This is a genomic window from Bradyrhizobium sp. 1 (assembly GCF_023073315.1).
Classification (GTDB): Bacteria; Pseudomonadota; Alphaproteobacteria; order Rhizobiales; family Xanthobacteraceae; genus Bradyrhizobium.
On sequence record NZ_JADPJH010000014.1, the window covers coordinates 107,290 to 124,219 of the forward strand.

Below are 16,930 nucleotides of genomic sequence, written 5' to 3' on the forward strand. Positions count from 1 at the left end.
CAGGCGCGCGAATAGCGGTACGGATCAGGAACGAACAGGAGACAGCCCTACTTTTCCTCTTCCATCGTCACGGCCACATCCGCCTTGGCCGAGAGCCGCACCTTGTTCCCCTCGACCCCCGCGACCAAGCCCTTGTCGATGAAATGGTGATGGCCCTTGTGGCTGCCCTCGCCGCTGTCCTTCTTGGTCAGCTTGATGCGGTTGCCTTCGACCTTGTCGACGGTGCCGACATGGACGCCGTCGGCGCCGATGACTTCCATATGCTCTGCGATGTTTTGCATGGGGGGATCCTCTTCTGGACCCACACAACGCGCGAGACACGGTCGGGTTCGTTTTCTGCCGTCATTCCGGGGCGCGCCACTTGGCGCGAGCCCGGAATGACGGAGCCGGTGGAATATGATGCCGCTAAATCAACGGTGCTTTCGCCGAGGCATGGTGATTGACGATCTTCCAGTCGTCGTCCTCGCGAACGATGACCCAGCTCATCTTGACGATGAGATCGGGGCGCTCGCCAGCAAGGTCGAACGAGATGGTCGCGGCCATGTTGATCATATCAGGGCCGGCCTGCGCGGCCTGCACCTCGGAAAACACTGCGCTCGGCTTGCGCCAGCGCGGCAGGCCGTTGAAGTAATCGGCGACGCCGTCCCTGCCCCGGTAGAGCTTTGGGTTGGAGCCGAAGAAGAACGCGTTCCTCGCATAGAGCGAAGACAGTGCGGCCGCATCGAGCGTCGCGAAGCCGGCGCACCATTTCGCGATGATGGCGGAAACGATGGCGTCGGCTTCGCTGCTCATTGTCGTTGCTCGACCCTTTGCCTCAGCCTTTGGCGACTTCCTTCGCGAACGTGTCGCGCAGGCCGATGGTCCGCGAGAAGACCGGCCTGCCCGGCGTCGAGTCCTTATCGCGTACAAAGTAGCCCTGGCGCTCGAACTGCATCGGCTCGGTCGCGTTGCTCTCGGCAACCGATGCTTCGATCCGCGCGTCCGCCAAAATCTCCAGCGACTGCGGATTGAGATCGGCCGCAAAATTCGAGGCATCCGGGCTCGGGTTGGCAAACAGCTGGTTGTAGATGCGGATTTCCGCAGGCACCGATGTCGCCGCCGGCAGCCAGTGCATGGTTGCCTTGACCTTGCGGCCGTCGGGCGCGTTGCCGCCCTTGGTCGCGGGGTCGTAGGTGCAGCGCAGCTCCACGACTTCGCCTGCGTCGTTCTTGATCACGCCCGTGCACTTGACGAAATAGGCGTAGCGCAGCCTCACCTCGTTGCCCGGCGACAGACGGAAGAACTTCTTCGGAGGGCTCTCCATGAAATCGTCCTGCTCGATATAGAGCTCGCGGCCGAAAATAATCTTGCGCGTGCCCGCCGACGGATCGTCCGGATGGTTGATCGCCTCGAGCTCCTCGGTCTGCCCTTCCGGATAATTCTCGATCACCACTTTCAGCGGCTTCAGCACGCCCATGCGCCGCTGCGACGTGCGGTTCAATTCCTCGCGGATGCAAAACTCGAGCATGCCGACGTCGACCACGCTGTTGGCCTTGGCCACGCCGATGCGTTTGATGAATTCGCGCAGGGCGGCGGGCGGCACGCCGCGGCGGCGCATGCCCGCCATGGTCGGCATGCGCGGATCATCCCAGCCGGCGACATGGCCGTCGCGGACGAGCTGGGTCAGCACGCGCTTCGACAGCAGCGTGTAAGTGATGTTGAGCCGCGCCATTTCGTACTGGTGCGGCTTTGACGGCACCGGCAGCTTATCGATGAACCAATCGTAGAGCGGCCGGTGGTCCTCGAACTCCAGCGTGCAGATCGAGTGCGTGATGCCTTCGATCGCATCGGACTGGCCGTGGGCGTAATCGTAGCTCGGATAGATGCTCCACTTGGTCCCGGTGCGCGGATGATGCGCGTGCAGGATCCGATACAGCACGGGGTCGCGCAAATTGATGTTGCCCGAGGACATGTCGATCTTGGCCCGCAGCACGCGCGCGCCGTTCGGGAATTCGCCTGATTTCATGCGGCGGAACAGGTCGAGATTCTCCTCAACCGTGCGATCGCGGAACGGCGAGTTCTTGCCGGGCTCGGTCAGCGTGCCGCGCGCGAGACGGATCTCCTCCTGGGACTGGTCGTCGACATAGGCGAGCCCGTCACGGATCAGCTTCTCCGCCCATTCATAGAGGCGGTCGAAATAGTCCGAGGCGTAGAACAGGTTCTTGCCCCAGTCGTAGCCGAGCCAATGCACGTCGGCCTGGATGGAATCGATATATTCCTGCTCTTCCTTGACCGGATTGGTGTCGTCGAAGCGCAGATGGCAGCGGCCCGGAAATTCCTGGGCGATGCCGAAATTGAGCGCGATCGATTTGGCGTGGCCGATATGCAGGTAGCCGTTCGGCTCCGGCGGGAACCGGGTCACGATCTCCTTGTACTTGGCCTGATCGAGGTCGGCCTGGATGATGTCACGAATGAAATCGCGCCCAACCTCAGTCGCCACCGGTTCTGTCATTACGAAAATCCTGTAGGGAAATCAGCGGTCCTTCTGCCAAATTCGCGTGGCTGAGCCAAGAGCTTAAGCAAGGCCTAGCAGGTCCGCCGATGGGCTTTAGTTATGCGCGGGTCCTGTTATATACCACCGCTTCCAATGCATAGGCCCTGCCAAGAATGACCGATTCCGTCGTCACCCGCTTTGCTCCCTCCCCGACCGGCTTCCTCCATATCGGGGGCGCCCGCACGGCGCTGTTCAACTGGCTCTATGCGAAGAAGCATGGCGGCAAGATGCTGCTCCGGATCGAGGACACCGACCGGGAGCGCTCCACGGAAGCTGCGATTGGCGCGATTCTGGACGGGCTGAAATGGCTGGAGCTCGGCTGGGATGGCGACGTCATCTACCAGTTCAGCCGCGCCGCCCGCCACCGCGAGGTCGCCGAGCAGCTGCTCGCCGACGGCAAGGCCTATCGCTGCTACGCCACCGCCGAGGAGCTCACCGCCATGCGCGAGAAGGCGCGCGCTGAGGGCCGCACCCGCCTCTATGACGGAATGTGGCGCGACCGCGACCCGGCCACGGCACCATCATCCAACGTCAAGCCGACCATCCGGCTGCGGGCGTCGCAAACCGGCGAGACCGTGATCGAGGACCAGGTCCAGGGCCGCGTGGTCTGGCAGAACGAGAACCTCGACGACCTCGTCCTGCTGCGCGGCGATGGCAACCCGACCTACATGCTCGCGGTGGTGGTGGACGACCACGACATGGCCGTCACCCACGTCATCCGCGGCGACGACCATCTGATCAACGCCGCCCGCCAGAAGCAGATCTACGACGCGATGGGATGGACGCTGCCGAACATGTCCCATATCCCTCTGATCCATGGCCCGGACGGCTCAAAGCTGTCAAAGCGCCACGGCGCGCTCGGCGTCGATGCCTACCGCGCCCTGGGCTATTTGCCGGCGGCGCTACGCAATTACCTCGTCCGACTCGGCTGGAGCCATGGCGACCAGGAGATCTTCTCGACCGAGGAGATGATCGCGGCGTTCGACCTTTCCAGCGTCGGTCGCGGCGCGGCCCGCTTCGATTTCGCCAAGCTGGAAAACCTCAACGGCCACTACATCCGCCACGCCGATGATCAATCACTCGTGAAGGCGTTCGAGGACGTGCTCGACCACGTCGTGCCCAGCCGCGACGAGATTAAGGCCAAGTTAAACGACACCACGCGCGCCCAGCTGCTCAAGGCCATGCCGGCCCTGAAGGAGCGCGCCAAGACGCTGATCGAGTTGATCGACGGCGCCTATTTCATCTTCGCCGACCGGCCGCTGGAGCTCGATCCGAAGGCGGCAGCCCTGTTGACGCCCGAGAACCGCAAGCTGATCGGCCAGCTTCATTCCGCGCTGGAGAAAGTCGAGACGTGGAGTGCAGCCAACGCGGAAGCCGCGCTGCGCGCTTTTGCCGAGGAAAATAGTCTCAAGCTCGGTGCGGTCGCCCAACCACTTCGTGCAGCTCTGACCGGACGGACGACCTCACCTGGCATATTTGAGGTTTTGGACGTGCTGGGACGCCAGGAAAGCCTGGGCCGGCTCGAGGATCAGGCCAAAGGCTAGGCCAAGGACTAGGCCAAGCACTGGCTACGACGTAAGGCGACCATGCGCGGCGCCATCTTGCAGCGCACACAGCAATAATATACCCATCTGACCCGTACCTTCTGGAACATCCGGCCTGCCCCATTATGTCATCGGGGCCTTCCGGGTCCGGCCCGTTTCACCTTACATCGGGGACCTCTGATGGACGCAAAATCAAGCAATAAGACCGCCACGCTGACGGTCGGAAACAAGAATTACGATCTCCCGATCCACAGCGGCAGCGTCGGGCCTGACGTCATCGATATCGGCAAGCTCTATGGCCAGTCCGGCCTGTTCACCTACGATCCCGGCTTCACCTCGACCGCCAGCTGCCAGTCCAAGATCACCTATATCGACGGTGACGCGGGCGTGCTGGAATACCGCGGCTATCCGATCGAGCAGCTCGCCGAGAACGGCGACTTCCTCGAGACCTGCTACCTGCTGCTCTACGGGGAGCTCCCGACCGCCGCGCAGAAGAAGGATTTCGACGACCGCGTGATCCATCACACGATGGTGCACGAGCAGATGGCCCGCTTCTTCCAGGGCTTCCGCCGCGACGCCCATCCGATGGCGGTGATGGTGGCGTCCGTCGGCGCGCTCGCCGCGTTCTACCACGACAGCACCGACATCAACGATCCCAAGCAGCGCATGATCGCTTCCATGCGGATGATCGCGAAGATCCCGACGCTCGCGGCAATGGCCTATAAGTACACGGTCGGCCAGCCCTTCGTGTATCCGAAGAACTCGCTCTCCTTCGCCGAGAACTTCCTCAACATGTGCTTCGCCGTCCCGTGCGAGGACTACAAGATCAACCCGGTGCTGGCTGAAGCGCTGGACAAGATCTTCATCCTGCACGCCGACCACGAGCAGAACGCCTCGACCTCGACGGTGCGCATCGCCGGCTCCTCCGGCGCCAACCCGTTCGCCTGCATCGCCGCCGGCATCGCCTGCCTGTGGGGCCCGGCGCATGGCGGTGCCAACGAAGCAGCGCTTGCGATGCTCGCCGAGATCGGCACCGTGGACAAGATCCCCGAGTTCATCGCCAAGGTGAAGGACAAGAACTCTGAAGTCCGCCTGATGGGCTTCGGTCATCGCGTCTACAAGAACTACGATCCGCGCGCCAAGATCATGCAGAAGATGTGTCACGCCGTGCTCAAGGAGACCGGCCATGGCGACGATCCGATGCTGAAGGTGGCGCTCGAGCTCGAGAAGATCGCGCTCAGCGACCCGTACTTCATCGACCGCAAGCTCTACCCGAACGTCGACTTCTATTCGGGCATCACGCTGAAGGCGATGGGCTTCCCGGTCTCGATGTTCACCGTGCTGTTCGCGGTCGCCCGCACCGTCGGCTGGATCAGCCAGTGGAGCGAGATGATCGAGGACCCGCAGCAGAAGATCGGCCGTCCGCGCCAGCTCTACACCGGCGTCACCAGCCGCGACTACGTCGCGATCAAGGATCGCAAGTAAGGCTTGAGCCAATACGGCTCTCGAAGCGGCGCCATCGCAAGATGGCGCCGCTTTCGTTTATCTGCCGATCGCTACTTCTCGGGCATCATCGATGAGTGGAGATGGTCGATCTTCCAGGCGCCATCCTCATAGCGATAGATGAAGGAGTAGCGCGCCTTCACGTCCAATTTGCTGCCGCTCGCGGGATCAGTGAGCGATACGGTCCACGTACCGACGCGGCTCGCCGTGCGGCAATCGATCTAGATCGTGGACGTGTCGATGCGGCCGACCGGAGTGCAGAACGTAGCGATTAGCCAGCGAGATGAAGGGAGCGACTGAATTAAGTTCCGGTGCGACCTGCAGCCGCCGCCGAGCTGCTGGCGTCGCAAACTGCCGCTCCGATTTGCTGCCGCGCACAACAACAAGTCGACTCGGCGCGCCCGCAGTCGCTTGACAGTCGAAACCCTCCGCGCGCATTCTTACTCTAAGTAAGAATGACGACAGGGATGGAAATGCCGGAGCAGCCGAGAAGTCGGCGGCAGACGCGTGCTGCCATTTTGACTCATCTGCTCCAGTCGGGCGGCTCGTTTCGCCCGCCGCTGGCCAAGGCCGTGCGCCTGTCGGAAGCGAGCCTGTCGCGCATCCTGTTTGATCTCAAGGCCGAAGGTCTGATCGAGGAAGTGCGGCGCCCCGCCCCTTATGTCGGCGGCCCGACTGGTCTCGTGTCGCTCGATGGCACCGTAGCGCTTGCAGCCCTCGAGCTGAACAGTCAGTGGCTTAGCGTCGGCGTCGGCGGCCTGTCGGGCGAACTGCATTACACCGAGCGTGTGCCGCTGCCGAAGAAGCCGACCGTCGAGACCGTCGGCCGCGCGTTTCGAGAAGCACTGACCTTGCTGCGCGACTGGACGCGGCGGCGCCGCCTCACGCTGGCGCAGATCGGCATCACGATTCCAGGCCTCGGCCGCCTGAGCGAGTTTGGCAATCCGATCATTCCCTGCCATGTCGGACGTATCAGCGACATGTTCGGCGAGATCTTTGCGGGCGTGCCGGTCGAGTTCACCAACTCGGTGGTGGCGCACGCCATCTTTCACCGCTGCCGCACGGAAAACTATCCGTTCAGCGGCGCGCATCTATTCGTCTTTGTCGGCCAGGGCGTCGCGGGCGCCTGGATGGACGATCCGATCGAGGACGAGGCGCTCCAGCCGGTCGAGCTCGGACACATGGTGTTCGGCACCGACGGACCACGGTGCCGCTGTGGCCATCATGGCTGCGTCGAAGCCTATACGTCGCTTCCGGCGCTCGCCGAGCTGCTCGGCGTGTCCGAACAGGAGCTGCTCCAGCTTGGCAACGATTGGGCGACCGCGATCCCAATCTCCTCGCGCGTGCGGCAGGAGCTGCGGCATCGCCTGTATCGCCTTGGCCTCTCGGTCGGCAACACGCTGAACGTCAAGCCCAGTCACGGCGTCGCCATCTCCGGCTGGCCGTCGCTCCTTGCGGAGGACGATCGGAAGGCGCTGGTCGACGGCGTCGACGCCAGCCTGCTCGGCGGCCGCAAGCATGCGCAGGTGTCGCTCGCTTTCGTGCCGCCGTCGAACGGCAATGATCCGCAGGCCGCACTGGCATTCGCGGCTTTCTGCCTCGCTTGCCGCGGCGGCATGCCGGCCGCATCGACGGAGGCAGCCTGAGACGCCCTGATACCGCGCGGCTCTCGCGCAAAAGAGTTCACACCGGGAGGAACTTGCCATGCCGATCACCACAACAAGGCGCCGTCTGCTCGCTGGATCTGCTGCCGCGCTCGCGCTGCCGGCCTTTGCCCGGGCGCAAGGCGCGGTCAAGCCGCGCCTGACCGCGATCTCGCAATGGTCCGCAGGCAGCGACGGGGCGGCCATCACCGCGCTCGGCAGGAAATTCGAGGAGAAGGGCGGCACCTGGCAGCACTCGCCCGTCCCCGGTTTCACCACCGAGATGATGAACAAGCTGCGCGCCCAAATCATCGCCGGCGACCCGCCGGCCTGCTCGCAACTCAAGGGACCCGAGATCGCGGCCTGGTCGAAGATTGCCCCGACCGTCGATCTCGACGCCGTTGTCGCGGCCGCCGGTTATGAAAAGGTCGTCGCGCCAGATCTTGCCAAATTGCACAAGCCGGGCGGCAAGTGGATCGCGCTGCCGTTGCAGATCTACAGCACCAACATGCTGTTTCTCTCCAAACGCGCGATGGACAAGGCCAAGGCCGACAAGGTCCCCGTTACCTGGGCTGATTTCAATGATCTCGCCGAGAAGATGAAAGCGGGCGGGATCACTTACCCAATCGCCAACGGCGGCACCCGCCCCGACGATGGCCAAAAATTCGAAGCGTCCCTGGCCGGCATCAGTCCTGCGGCCTACCGCGCAGCCATCATGAATCTCGACAAGAAGGCCCTGGAAGGCCCCGAGATCAAGGCGGCCTTCGCACAGACACGCAAAATTTCCAACTGGATGGATCCCAACGTCGGCGCCCAACCTTACGCCACCAATTTGAAGCGCTTCGTCGACGGCGACATGGGCATGATGATCATGGGCGGCTGGGCCCAGGGCGTCTTGCGCAACGCCGGTTTCAAGTTCGACGACTACATGATCGCGCCGGGCCCCAGCGACAACGGCAAGCCGGTGTTCCTGTTGAATGCCGATGCCTTCATCTTCTGGCAGCGCAAGGAGGCCGATCTGCAGGCCGGTCAGGCCCTGATGGCCCAGCTGGTCATGGATCCCGCGATCCAGACCATGTATTCGCAGATCACGGGATCGATCCCCGTGCGCACCGATGTCGACCTCTCCGGTGAAGGCTGGTCGGATGGCCAACGGCGGACGGCTGCAGCTCTGAAGGACGCGATCGCCAGCAATCAGGCCGTCCTGAGTCTCGCGCACAACATGGCGCAGGAAAACGGCCTGACCGCCGCGATGATCGACGTCATTACGGAGTATGTGAAGAACAAGACGATCAAGCCGGAGGAGGCCGTCACCCGCCTCGCCGAGGCCGTCGAGGGCTCGCGTTGACCGACGCCGTCTCGACAGCAACGCGGCCGGCGGCCTCCGACATGGTGCGCCGGCTGCCCGAATATCTGATGATCTGGGTGCCGCTGCTGCTGTCCGCAGCGCACCTCATCTCGTTTTCGATCTGGACGATCTGGATTTCGTTCACACCGTCAACGCTCGTCCCTGTTACGGGCTGGGTGGGCTTGCGCAACTACACCTCTGTCCTGGCGTCGCGGAACTGGCAGATCGCCTTCGACAATCTGCTGCTGTTCGGCAGCGCTTTCGTGCTGCTCAGCTTGATCACCGGCCTCCTGCTCGCGATCCTGCTCGATCAGCGCATTCGCGGCGAGAATGTGCTGCGATCGATCTTCCTGTACCCGCTGGCGGTGTCGTTCGTCGTCACCGGCACGGTCTGGAGCTGGCTGCTCAATCCCGGAATCGGGATCGAGAAGCTCGCCCATGACCTCGGCTGGGCCTCCTTCCACTTCGACTGGCTGGTCAACCGCGACATGGCGATCTGGACGATCGTCATCGCGGCGATCTGGCAATCGTCGGGCTTCGCCATGGCGCTATTCCTTGCCGGCCTGCGGTCCGTCGACGCCGACATCATCAAGGCCGCGCAGATCGACGGCGCCGGTCCGATCCGAACCTATTGGCGCGTCATTCTGCCGACGCTGTGGCCGATCACCATCACCGTCGTCGTCATCCAGCTGCAATTCGCGATTTCGGCCTTCGACCTCGTCCGCGCGCTCACCAATGGCGGGCCGGGCATCGCGACCCAGCTGCCGGCCCTTGTCGTCTACGATTTGATGTTCCAGCGCAGCCAGCTCGGCCGCGGTGCGGCCGCGGCGGTGCTGATGTTGCTCATCCTTCTCGCGGTGCTGCTGCCCTATGCAGCGTGGCGCTATGTCCAGCGACGGCAGGCCACCCATGCGTGACCGAAGCTTCGCCCCGAGCCGGATCCTGATCTATCTCGTCGTGACATTGTTCGCGGCAGCCTATCTCGCGCCGCTCGTTGTCGTCGTTCTGAACTCGCTCCGGACCAACGAGGAGATCGCGCAGGGGTCGATGATCGGCTGGCCGCAACATCTGGCGTGGAGCAATTACGCGCTGGCCTGGAGCGGCTTCTGCGTCGCCGAGACCTGCGCCGGCATCCGGCCGTACATGCTGAACTCCGCACTCATCACGATTCCCGCGACCATTTTCTCGACCATGCTCGGTGCTGTCGCCGGTTACGCGGTGTCGCTCTGGCGTTTTCGCGGCGACAGCTGGATCTACGGCATCGTGACCCTCGGCCTGTTCCTGCCCCAGCAGATGCGCCTGCTGCCCTGGACCTTCGTGCTGCGTGACATCGGGCTCATCAACACGCTCTCGGGTCTCGTGCTGATTCACACCATCCAGGGGCTGTCCTTCACCGTGCTGTTCTGCCGGAACTATTACGTCGCCATTCCTCATGAACTGATCAGGGCCGCGCGCATCGACGGCGCCGGGTTCTTTCGTATCTTCTGGCGCATCATCCTGCCGCTGTCGTCTCCGATCCTGATCGTCACCGTGATCTGGCAGTTCACGCATATCTGGAACGAGTTCCTTTATGGCGTGACATTCACGACCGGCCAGCAGCAGCCCGTCACGGCCGCGCTCATCGCGCTGTCTGCGGCCATCGCAGATATCCCGCAGCATGGCGTGCAGAGCGCTGCGGTGATCATCGCAGCGCTGCCGACCTTGCTGATCTATCTCCTCGGCGGCAGGTATTTTGTACGCGGCCTCACTGCCGGGGCTGTGAAATGATGGGATTATCATGGCAGCACTGAGCATTCGCGCCCTGTCGAAGCGCTACGCCAATCTGGAGGTGTTGAAGGGCATCGATCTCGACATCGAGAGCGGTGAGTTCACCGTGCTGGTCGGGCCGTCCGGCTGCGGCAAATCCACGCTGCTCAACATCATCGCCGGGCTCGATCGCGCGAGCGACGGCACGATCGAGATCGGTGGGCGCGTCGTCAACGACGTGCCACCCAAGGATCGCGACATCGCCATGGTGTTCCAGTCCTACGCGCTCTATCCGTCGATGACGGTGCGCCAGAACATCACCTTCGGCATGGAATGCCGCCACGTCCCGAAAGCGGAGCAGGAAAAGGCGCTGGCGAACGTCGCCAGGCTGCTTCAGATCGAGCCCCTGCTCGGCCGCAAGCCGTCGCAACTCTCCGGCGGCCAGCGCCAGCGCGTGGCGATGGGCCGGGCGCTGGTGCGCGATCCCCTGCTCTTTTTGTTCGACGAGCCACTCTCCAACCTCGATGCAAAACTCCGGGTCGAGATGCGGATGGAGATCAAGCGGCTGCACCAGCGCATCGGCGCCACCATCGTTTATGTCACCCACGACCAGATCGAGGCGATGACGATGGCAACCCGCATCGCAGTGATGCATCGCGGCGTGGTGCAGCAATTCGCCGACCCCGACACCGTCTATCGCTATCCGGCTAATCTCTTCGTCGCTCGCTTCATGGGCTCGCCACCGATGAACACGATGCCGGCACGGCTTGAGGCCGATGCTGGCGGGCCGGTCGCCGTGATCGGCGCGGGACGCCCGGACGAGGTCCGTCTCCTCCTCCAGGGTTATGACGCTGCGGCGTCCTATATCGGCCGCGAGGTGGTGCTCGGGATCAGGCCGGAATGCATCGCCGAGGGAGACCGCGTGTTCTCCGGAGCGACCAGCGCCCCCGTCATCCTCACCGCGCCTGTCGAGCTGGTCGAGCCTACCGGTGCCGAGACCATCGTCCTGCTGCGGCTTGGCGGCGAGCCGGCGCAGGCGCGCATCTCGCCCGATGTCCGTCCCACGCCGGGCGCCCCGGCTTCCTTCGCCCTTGATACCCGCCGCCTTTGCCTGTTCGACCCCGAGACGGAGCGACTGATCGCATGACCCAGACGAACTATGCCGGCCTCGCCGACCGCGTGGTACTGATCACCGGGGGCGCCAGCGGCATCGGCGCCGCCTTCGTGCGCGCTTTCGCTGCCCAGGGCGCGCGTGTCGCTTTCCTCGATATCGACGATGCCGCCGGCACGGCGCTGGCCGCGGAGGTGGCTGCATCGGGCACCACACCGCTGTTCATGCCCTGCGATCTCCTTGATATCGATGCCTTGCGTGCAGCCATGACGCAGGTCCACCGAACGCTCGGCGATGCCGCGGTCCTCGTCAACAACGCCGCCAACGACCAGCGCCAGATGCTGGCCGAGGTGACGCCGGCCGAGTTCGACTGGACGATCGGCGTCAATCTCAAGCACGTCTTCTTTGCCGCCCAGGCGGTGGTGCCACAGATGCAGGCGCGCGGCGGCGGCTCGATCATCAACATGTCGTCGATCGCGTGGATGCGCGGCGCGCCGGCGCTGCCGGTCTATGCCGCGGCGAAGGCGGCGATCGTCGGCTTCACCAATTCGCTGGCACGATCGGTCGGCGCCGACCGCATCCGCGTCAACGCGATCGCGCCGGGCATGGTGATCACCGAGCGGCAGCGCCGCCTCTGGTATCCGGACGAGCAGAAAATCTCCGAGCTTCGCACCCGGCAGGCCGTTCCCGATGCGGTGACGCCCGACGACATCGCCAGCATGGCGCTGTTTCTCGCATCCGACGAGAGCCAGCGTATCACCAGCCAGTGCTTCCGGGTCGACGGGGGACTTGCTTAGTATTGTAGTCTTGTAGGGTGGGCACAGTTCGTTTTGCCCACCCTCCGAAACCTCGCCTACCGCCGGCCCTTCCGCATCGTCGCGAGCACGACGTCGGCGGCGAGCACGCTTGGCGACTTGTTTCCGGTTGACATGATGGTATCGAGCCGGGCGAACGCTTCGACCTGCCGCTTCCGCAACGGCGAATCCGTCAGCACGTCGGACAGCGCCTGCGCGAGCTTCTCCGGCGTGCAGTCCTCCTGCAAATATTCAGGGATCACATCCTCACCGATCACGAGATTGGCCAGGATCACCGAGGACACCCGGATCGCGCGGCGCAGGATGAAGGCCTCGATCGCGCCGACGCGATAGGCCGTCACCATCGGAATGCCCGACAGCGCGAGCTCCAGCGTCACCGTGCCGGATTTGGCCAGCGCGGCATGCGCGACACGGAAGGCGGCGCGCCTCTCGTTTTCGCCGATCACGATCTGCGGCTTGACCGGCCAGCTCGCGATGCCCTCGCCCACGGTGGCTTCGAGATGCGGCATGGTCGGCAGCACCAATTCGAACGCGCGGCCCTCGGCCTGCAAGCGGCCGAGCGTCGCGCCAAATATTTCGAGATGATGCCTGACCTCGCTACGGCGGCTGCCGGGCAGCACCAGCAACACCGGCGGCTCGCCCTCGCGGCGCTTCTGCTCCTCCGCGTTCGGCCGCAGCGAAGTCAATTGCTCGATCAGGGGATGGCCGACATAGCTGCATGGCGGCCCGCCGAGCTTACGGTATTCCTCCGGCTCGAACGGCAGCAGGCCGAGTACGTGATCGACATAGCCGAGCATGGTCCGCGCCCGTCCCGGCCGCCAGGCCCAGAGCTGCGGCGAGACATAGTCGATGACAGGGATCGCGGGATTCTTCGCGCGCACGCGGCGGGCGACGCGGTGGGTGAAGTCGGGACTGTCGATGATGACGAGCGCATCGGGCGCGGTCTCCAGCACGGCGTCCACGGTCTGGCGGATCAGCCGCAGGATCTTTGGCAATTGCTGCACCACCGCCGCGAAGCCGACGATCGACAGCTCCTCGATCGGAAACAGCGTCTCGAGCCCTTCGCGCGCCATGGTGCGGCCGCCGACGCCGATGAACTGCACGCCGTCTCCGAGTCGCTGGCGCAGCACCTTCATCAGCGCGCTGCCGAGCCGGTCGCCGGATTCCTCCGTGGCGATCAGGAAGATCTTTCGCTTGGGGTCGCGGGTCTGCATCACGCCGGCAGACCGATGACGAAGAGATATTTGGCGTCCGCGAATGAGATCATCGCCTGCGGCTCGGCGGCGATGGTGTTGCCGGCGATGACGGCGATGCCGGCAAGGCCAGCCTTGGCGACGCCGTCGAGCGTGCGCGGGCCAATCGTCGGCAAATCGAAGCGCAGATCCTGGCCGCTCTTCGGCGCCTTCACCAGCACGCCACGGCCGGCGGCTGCGCGAATGCGGCCTTCCTCGCGCAGCCGCGCGACCCGCGCCAGCAGCGCGTCGGTGCCCTCGATGTCCTCGACCGCCACCACATGGCCATCAATCACCACAACGGCCTGGCCAATGTCGAACGGGCCGAGCGCGGTCAGCACCGCGCGGCCGCGCTCGATATCGGCCTTGCTGTTGTCATTCGGCCAGGCGCGGCTGATGCAGCCCTCGGGCATCAAGAGGTCAGGCGCGACATCCTTGATGCCGACCATACGAAAGCCGCCCTGCTCGAGGATGCGACCGACCCCGGACAGCAAATGATCGTCACCGCCGCGGAAGGCGCGGATGACGTTACCGAGCAGGCGCAGCGTCGTGACGTCGAACCGGATCTCGGACAGCGCGGGCCGTACCAAGGTGCCGATGAAGATCAGGTCGCGGCAGCCCTCCTCGCGGAACAGCCGCATGGCGCGGCCGAGCTGGCCGACCGAGATCCAGCGGTGTCGGAATTTCTCCACCTGCGCCGGATCGCAGGCGCCGCGTAGCGGAAACAGCACCGGCGCGATGCCGCGCGCGGCCAGCGAGTCGGCAACCGCGAACGGCATGGCGCCGCCGCCTGCGACCACGCCGACCGGTGGTGAAATCTCCGAAGCCGCCGATGTCATGTCCGCGGCCATCCCGAATTCATTTCTCGATGGCGGGAAGACAGAGCGGGCGCTTGCCCTTGCCGATGAAGCCGAGGATCTCGGCGATCGCCGGATCCTCGCCCGCGAGCGGCCGCGCCGAGTCGAGCCGCTCGGCGAAGGTGCCGGGCCCGTGGAAGAGCTTCTGGTAGAACGCGCGCACGGTCGCGAGCCGCTGCCTGGTGAACTTGCGCCGCTTCATGCCGATGAGGTTGAGGCTCTCCAGTACCGCATACTGGCCGTTGGCGAGCCCATACGGGATGATGTCGTCGCGAACGCCCGAGAGGCCGCCGACCATCACGTACGAGCCGATGCGGGTGAACTGGTGCACCGCCGACAGGCCGCCGATATAGACGGCGTCGCCGATCTCGCAGTGACCGCCGAGCGTCGCCGAGGTCGCGAAGATCGCGTTGTTGCCGACCATGCAGTCATGGCCGACATGGCTGTTGTTCATGAAATAGCCGTCGTTGCCGACGCGCGTTTTCCCGCCGCCCTTGACGGTGCCGACGTTCATCGTCGCGCCTTCGCGGATGGTGCAGCCCGAACCGATCTCGAGCGTGGTCGGCTCGCCCTTGTAGCTGAGATCCTGGGGCGCGCCGCCGAGCACCGCGAACGGCGAGATCACGCAGCCGTCCCCGACCGAGGTATGGCCGATGATCGTGACCTGCCCGATCAGCTTGCAGTTCGCGCCGATCACGGCATTCGGGCCGATGATGCAAAAGGGTCCGATCTCGGTGCCCTCGCCGATCACGGCGCCGTCCGCGACGCGTGCGGTGGGATCAATCCTGCTCATCAAAAAGGTCTGCTTATATGTTGAAGTCGCTTGCTTTTCCGGTGGTTAGCGCGACTTCGCCCGATCTGTCCAGTGACGTATCATCTCGGCGTGTTTCAGATGCCGGTCGAGCCAACCGCCCCGCGACTTCAACGACTTCATCCAGCACGTTAAGTGCGGGAGCGCCGCCTCAGTCCGTCAGCATGGCGCCGACGTCGGCTTCCGCGACGACCTGGCCGTTGACCTTGGCGTCGCCGTGAAACCACCACATCGCCTTGCGGCGTCCGATCGAATGCATGTGATACTCGATGGTATCGCCGGGCAGCACGGGCTTACGAAACTTGCACTTGTCGATGGTGAGAAAGTACACCGCGCGCGGCTTCGCGGTGCCCTCGACCGAGGTGATGCCGATGACGCCGGCGGTCTGCGCCATCGCTTCGATCATCATGACGCCGGGATAGACTGGGCGCTCCGGGAAATGCCCCTGGAAGGCCGGCTCGTTGAAGGTGACGTTCTTGATGCCGATGCCGCTGTAATCGGCGCGGATGTTGATCACGCGGTCGATCAGCAGCATCGGAAAACGGTGCGGCAGCGTTCGGAGGATCGCATTGATATCCACCAGCTCGAACTTGATTGGTGATTCCGCCGTCATTCCCGTCCCTCGTTCTTCGGATCGGCCTTGCTGTCGCGTACCAGGCGCTCCACCGCGATAATTTCCTTGAACCACTGCTTGGTCGGTTTGGCAAAAAAACCACCCCAGCGACCGTTCGGCGGGATGTCGTCCTTAACGCCGCTCATCGCGGTGACCTGGGCCCCGTCGCCGATCTTGAGGTGGTTGTTGATGCCAACCTTGGCTCCCAGCGCCACGTTGTCGCCGATCGTCAAACTGCCGGCGAGCCCGATCTGGGCCGCCAGCAGGCAGTTCCGGCCGATCGTCACATTGTGGCCGATCTGGACCTGATTGTCGATTTTGGTGCCCTCGCCGATCACGGTGTCGCGCAGCGAGCCGCGATCGATGGTGGTGCCGGCGCCGACCTCGACGTCGTTCTGGATCAGAACGCGCCCGGTCTGCGGCACCTTCAGATGGCCTTCGGGACCGAAGAAGATGAAGCCGTAGCCGTCCTGGCCGATCGAGCAGCCGGGATGGATCAGCACGTTGTTGCCGATCAGCGAGCACTGGATGGCCGTGCGGGCGCCGACATTGCAGTCCCGGCCGATCTTGACGCCGGGGCCGATGACCGCACCGGCGCCGATCACGGTGCCGCTGCCGATCTCGACATCAGGACCAATGACGGTCAGAGGCTCGACGACGACGTCGTCCTCGAGCCGCGCCGAGGGATCGATGATGGCCGACGGCGCAATACCGTCATTGCCGAACCAGGACTGCGGGCGCAGCGCATCGCCGTGCCATTCCCTCGAGATCCTGACGAAGGCCCGGAACGGCTGCGCCACCCGCAGCACGGCCACATGCGCGGGCACCTGGGCCTCGAAACGCGGGCTGACCAGGCAAGCCCCGGCCTTGGTTGCCTTGAGCTCGTCGGCATATTTGAGATTGTCGAAGAACGCCAAATGCATCGGGCCGGCTTCGTCGAGCGAAGCGAGACCCGTGATGATATGGCCGCCCCTGGCGGGATCGACGAGCTCCGCCTTGGTCAGCGTGGCGATGTCGGCCAGCGCTGAGGCAGGCGGTTTTTTGAAGAAGGTCGGCTGCGCCATTCCACCCCGTCGCGGTCCGGCTTCGGCATGAAGCGGCCTAGCCGCATCATGCCTCATCTCATGGATTGAGCACGATCTTTTTGGAAACCGCCCCCGGGAGTGACTCTGGG

17 protein-coding genes are annotated in these 16,930 nt (G+C 64.2%); 8 read left to right on the plus strand and 9 right to left on the minus strand.

Annotated elements, in window-relative coordinates; translation table 11 throughout:
* Positions 1-47: 47 nt before the first annotated feature.
* From IVB29_RS09095 to IVB29_RS09105, 3 genes are all read right to left on the minus strand, one after another.
* Entirely contained in the window at positions 48-281 is a 234-nt protein-coding gene (locus tag IVB29_RS09095) for a DUF2171 domain-containing protein (RefSeq protein WP_015685840.1), read from the minus strand.
* 124 nt (positions 282-405) lie between these two features.
* Positions 406-792, minus strand: a complete 387-nt coding sequence (locus IVB29_RS09100; RefSeq protein ID WP_247503066.1) for an SgcJ/EcaC family oxidoreductase — start codon at positions 790-792, stop codon at positions 406-408.
* Positions 793-814: 22 nt separating this feature from the next.
* A complete protein-coding gene (locus IVB29_RS09105) occupies positions 815-2,491 on the minus strand; it encodes a glutamine--tRNA ligase/YqeY domain fusion protein (RefSeq protein WP_247503067.1) in 1,677 nt (558 codons plus the stop codon).
* A 155-nt stretch (positions 2,492-2,646) separates the two neighbouring features.
* On the opposite strand from IVB29_RS09105, the gene gltX reads away from it, so the two are divergent.
* Both gltX and gltA read left to right on the plus strand, forming a co-directional pair.
* The gene (gltX, locus tag IVB29_RS09110; RefSeq protein ID WP_247503068.1) at positions 2,647-4,077 is read left to right on the plus strand and encodes a glutamate--tRNA ligase; all 1,431 of its coding nucleotides are present in this window, start codon (positions 2,647-2,649) and stop codon (positions 4,075-4,077) included.
* A gap of 180 nt (positions 4,078-4,257) precedes the next feature.
* Complete coding sequence (gene gltA, locus IVB29_RS09115) at positions 4,258-5,562, plus strand: citrate synthase (protein WP_247503069.1); 1,305 nt, start codon at positions 4,258-4,260, stop codon at positions 5,560-5,562.
* Positions 5,563-5,633: 71 nt separating this feature from the next.
* Here gltA and IVB29_RS09120 read toward each other — a convergent pair whose 3' ends face one another.
* A complete protein-coding gene (locus tag IVB29_RS09120) occupies positions 5,634-5,801 on the minus strand; it encodes a nuclear transport factor 2 family protein (protein ID WP_346731278.1) in 168 nt (55 codons plus the stop codon).
* A 246-nt stretch (positions 5,802-6,047) separates the two neighbouring features.
* On the opposite strand from IVB29_RS09120, the gene IVB29_RS09125 reads away from it, so the two are divergent.
* From IVB29_RS09125 to IVB29_RS09150, 6 genes are read left to right on the plus strand one after another with little or no spacing between them, the layout of a single operon-like run.
* Complete coding sequence (locus IVB29_RS09125; protein ID WP_247503518.1) at positions 6,048-7,226, plus strand: ROK family transcriptional regulator; 1,179 nt, start codon at positions 6,048-6,050, stop codon at positions 7,224-7,226.
* Between the two features lie 58 nt (positions 7,227-7,284).
* Positions 7,285-8,571, plus strand: a complete 1,287-nt coding sequence (locus IVB29_RS09130; RefSeq protein WP_247503071.1) for an ABC transporter substrate-binding protein — start codon at positions 7,285-7,287, stop codon at positions 8,569-8,571.
* Complete coding sequence (locus tag IVB29_RS09135) at positions 8,568-9,488, plus strand: sugar ABC transporter permease (RefSeq protein ID WP_247503072.1); 921 nt, start codon at positions 8,568-8,570, stop codon at positions 9,486-9,488. The genes IVB29_RS09130 and IVB29_RS09135 overlap by 4 nt, the downstream gene beginning before the upstream one ends.
* The gene (locus IVB29_RS09140; protein WP_247503073.1) at positions 9,481-10,338 is read left to right on the plus strand and encodes a carbohydrate ABC transporter permease; all 858 of its coding nucleotides are present in this window, start codon (positions 9,481-9,483) and stop codon (positions 10,336-10,338) included. Before IVB29_RS09135 ends, IVB29_RS09140 begins: the two co-directional genes overlap by 8 nt.
* 10 nt (positions 10,339-10,348) lie before the next feature.
* Complete coding sequence (gene ugpC, locus IVB29_RS09145; protein WP_247503074.1) at positions 10,349-11,464, plus strand: sn-glycerol-3-phosphate ABC transporter ATP-binding protein UgpC; 1,116 nt, start codon at positions 10,349-10,351, stop codon at positions 11,462-11,464.
* Positions 11,461-12,225 carry an SDR family oxidoreductase gene (locus IVB29_RS09150; protein WP_247503075.1) on the plus strand — a complete coding sequence of 255 codons (765 nt, stop codon included), beginning with the start codon at positions 11,461-11,463 and terminating at the stop codon, positions 12,223-12,225. Before ugpC ends, IVB29_RS09150 begins: the two co-directional genes overlap by 4 nt.
* A gap of 56 nt (positions 12,226-12,281) precedes the next feature.
* Here the strand turns inward: IVB29_RS09150 and lpxB are convergent, their stop codons facing one another.
* The 5 genes from lpxB to lpxD all read right to left on the minus strand — a co-directional run bounded on the left by lpxB (position 12,282) and on the right by lpxD (position 16,820).
* Complete coding sequence (lpxB, locus tag IVB29_RS09155) at positions 12,282-13,460, minus strand: lipid-A-disaccharide synthase (RefSeq protein ID WP_247503076.1); 1,179 nt, start codon at positions 13,458-13,460, stop codon at positions 12,282-12,284.
* Positions 13,457-14,314, minus strand: coding sequence for a UDP-2,3-diacylglucosamine diphosphatase LpxI (gene lpxI, locus IVB29_RS09160; protein ID WP_247503519.1), 858 nt, complete (start codon positions 14,312-14,314; stop codon positions 13,457-13,459). The genes lpxB and lpxI overlap by 4 nt, the downstream gene beginning before the upstream one ends.
* 19 nt (positions 14,315-14,333) lie before the next feature.
* Entirely contained in the window at positions 14,334-15,125 is a 792-nt protein-coding gene (gene lpxA, locus IVB29_RS09165) for an acyl-ACP--UDP-N-acetylglucosamine O-acyltransferase (RefSeq protein ID WP_247503077.1), read from the minus strand.
* A gap of 169 nt (positions 15,126-15,294) precedes the next feature.
* The gene (fabZ, locus tag IVB29_RS09170) at positions 15,295-15,756 is read right to left on the minus strand and encodes a 3-hydroxyacyl-ACP dehydratase FabZ (protein ID WP_247503078.1); all 462 of its coding nucleotides are present in this window, start codon (positions 15,754-15,756) and stop codon (positions 15,295-15,297) included.
* Positions 15,753-16,820, minus strand: a complete 1,068-nt coding sequence (gene lpxD, locus IVB29_RS09175) for a UDP-3-O-(3-hydroxymyristoyl)glucosamine N-acyltransferase (protein ID WP_247503079.1) — start codon at positions 16,818-16,820, stop codon at positions 15,753-15,755. The genes fabZ and lpxD overlap by 4 nt, the downstream gene beginning before the upstream one ends.
* Positions 16,821-16,930: the final 110 nt, after the last annotated feature.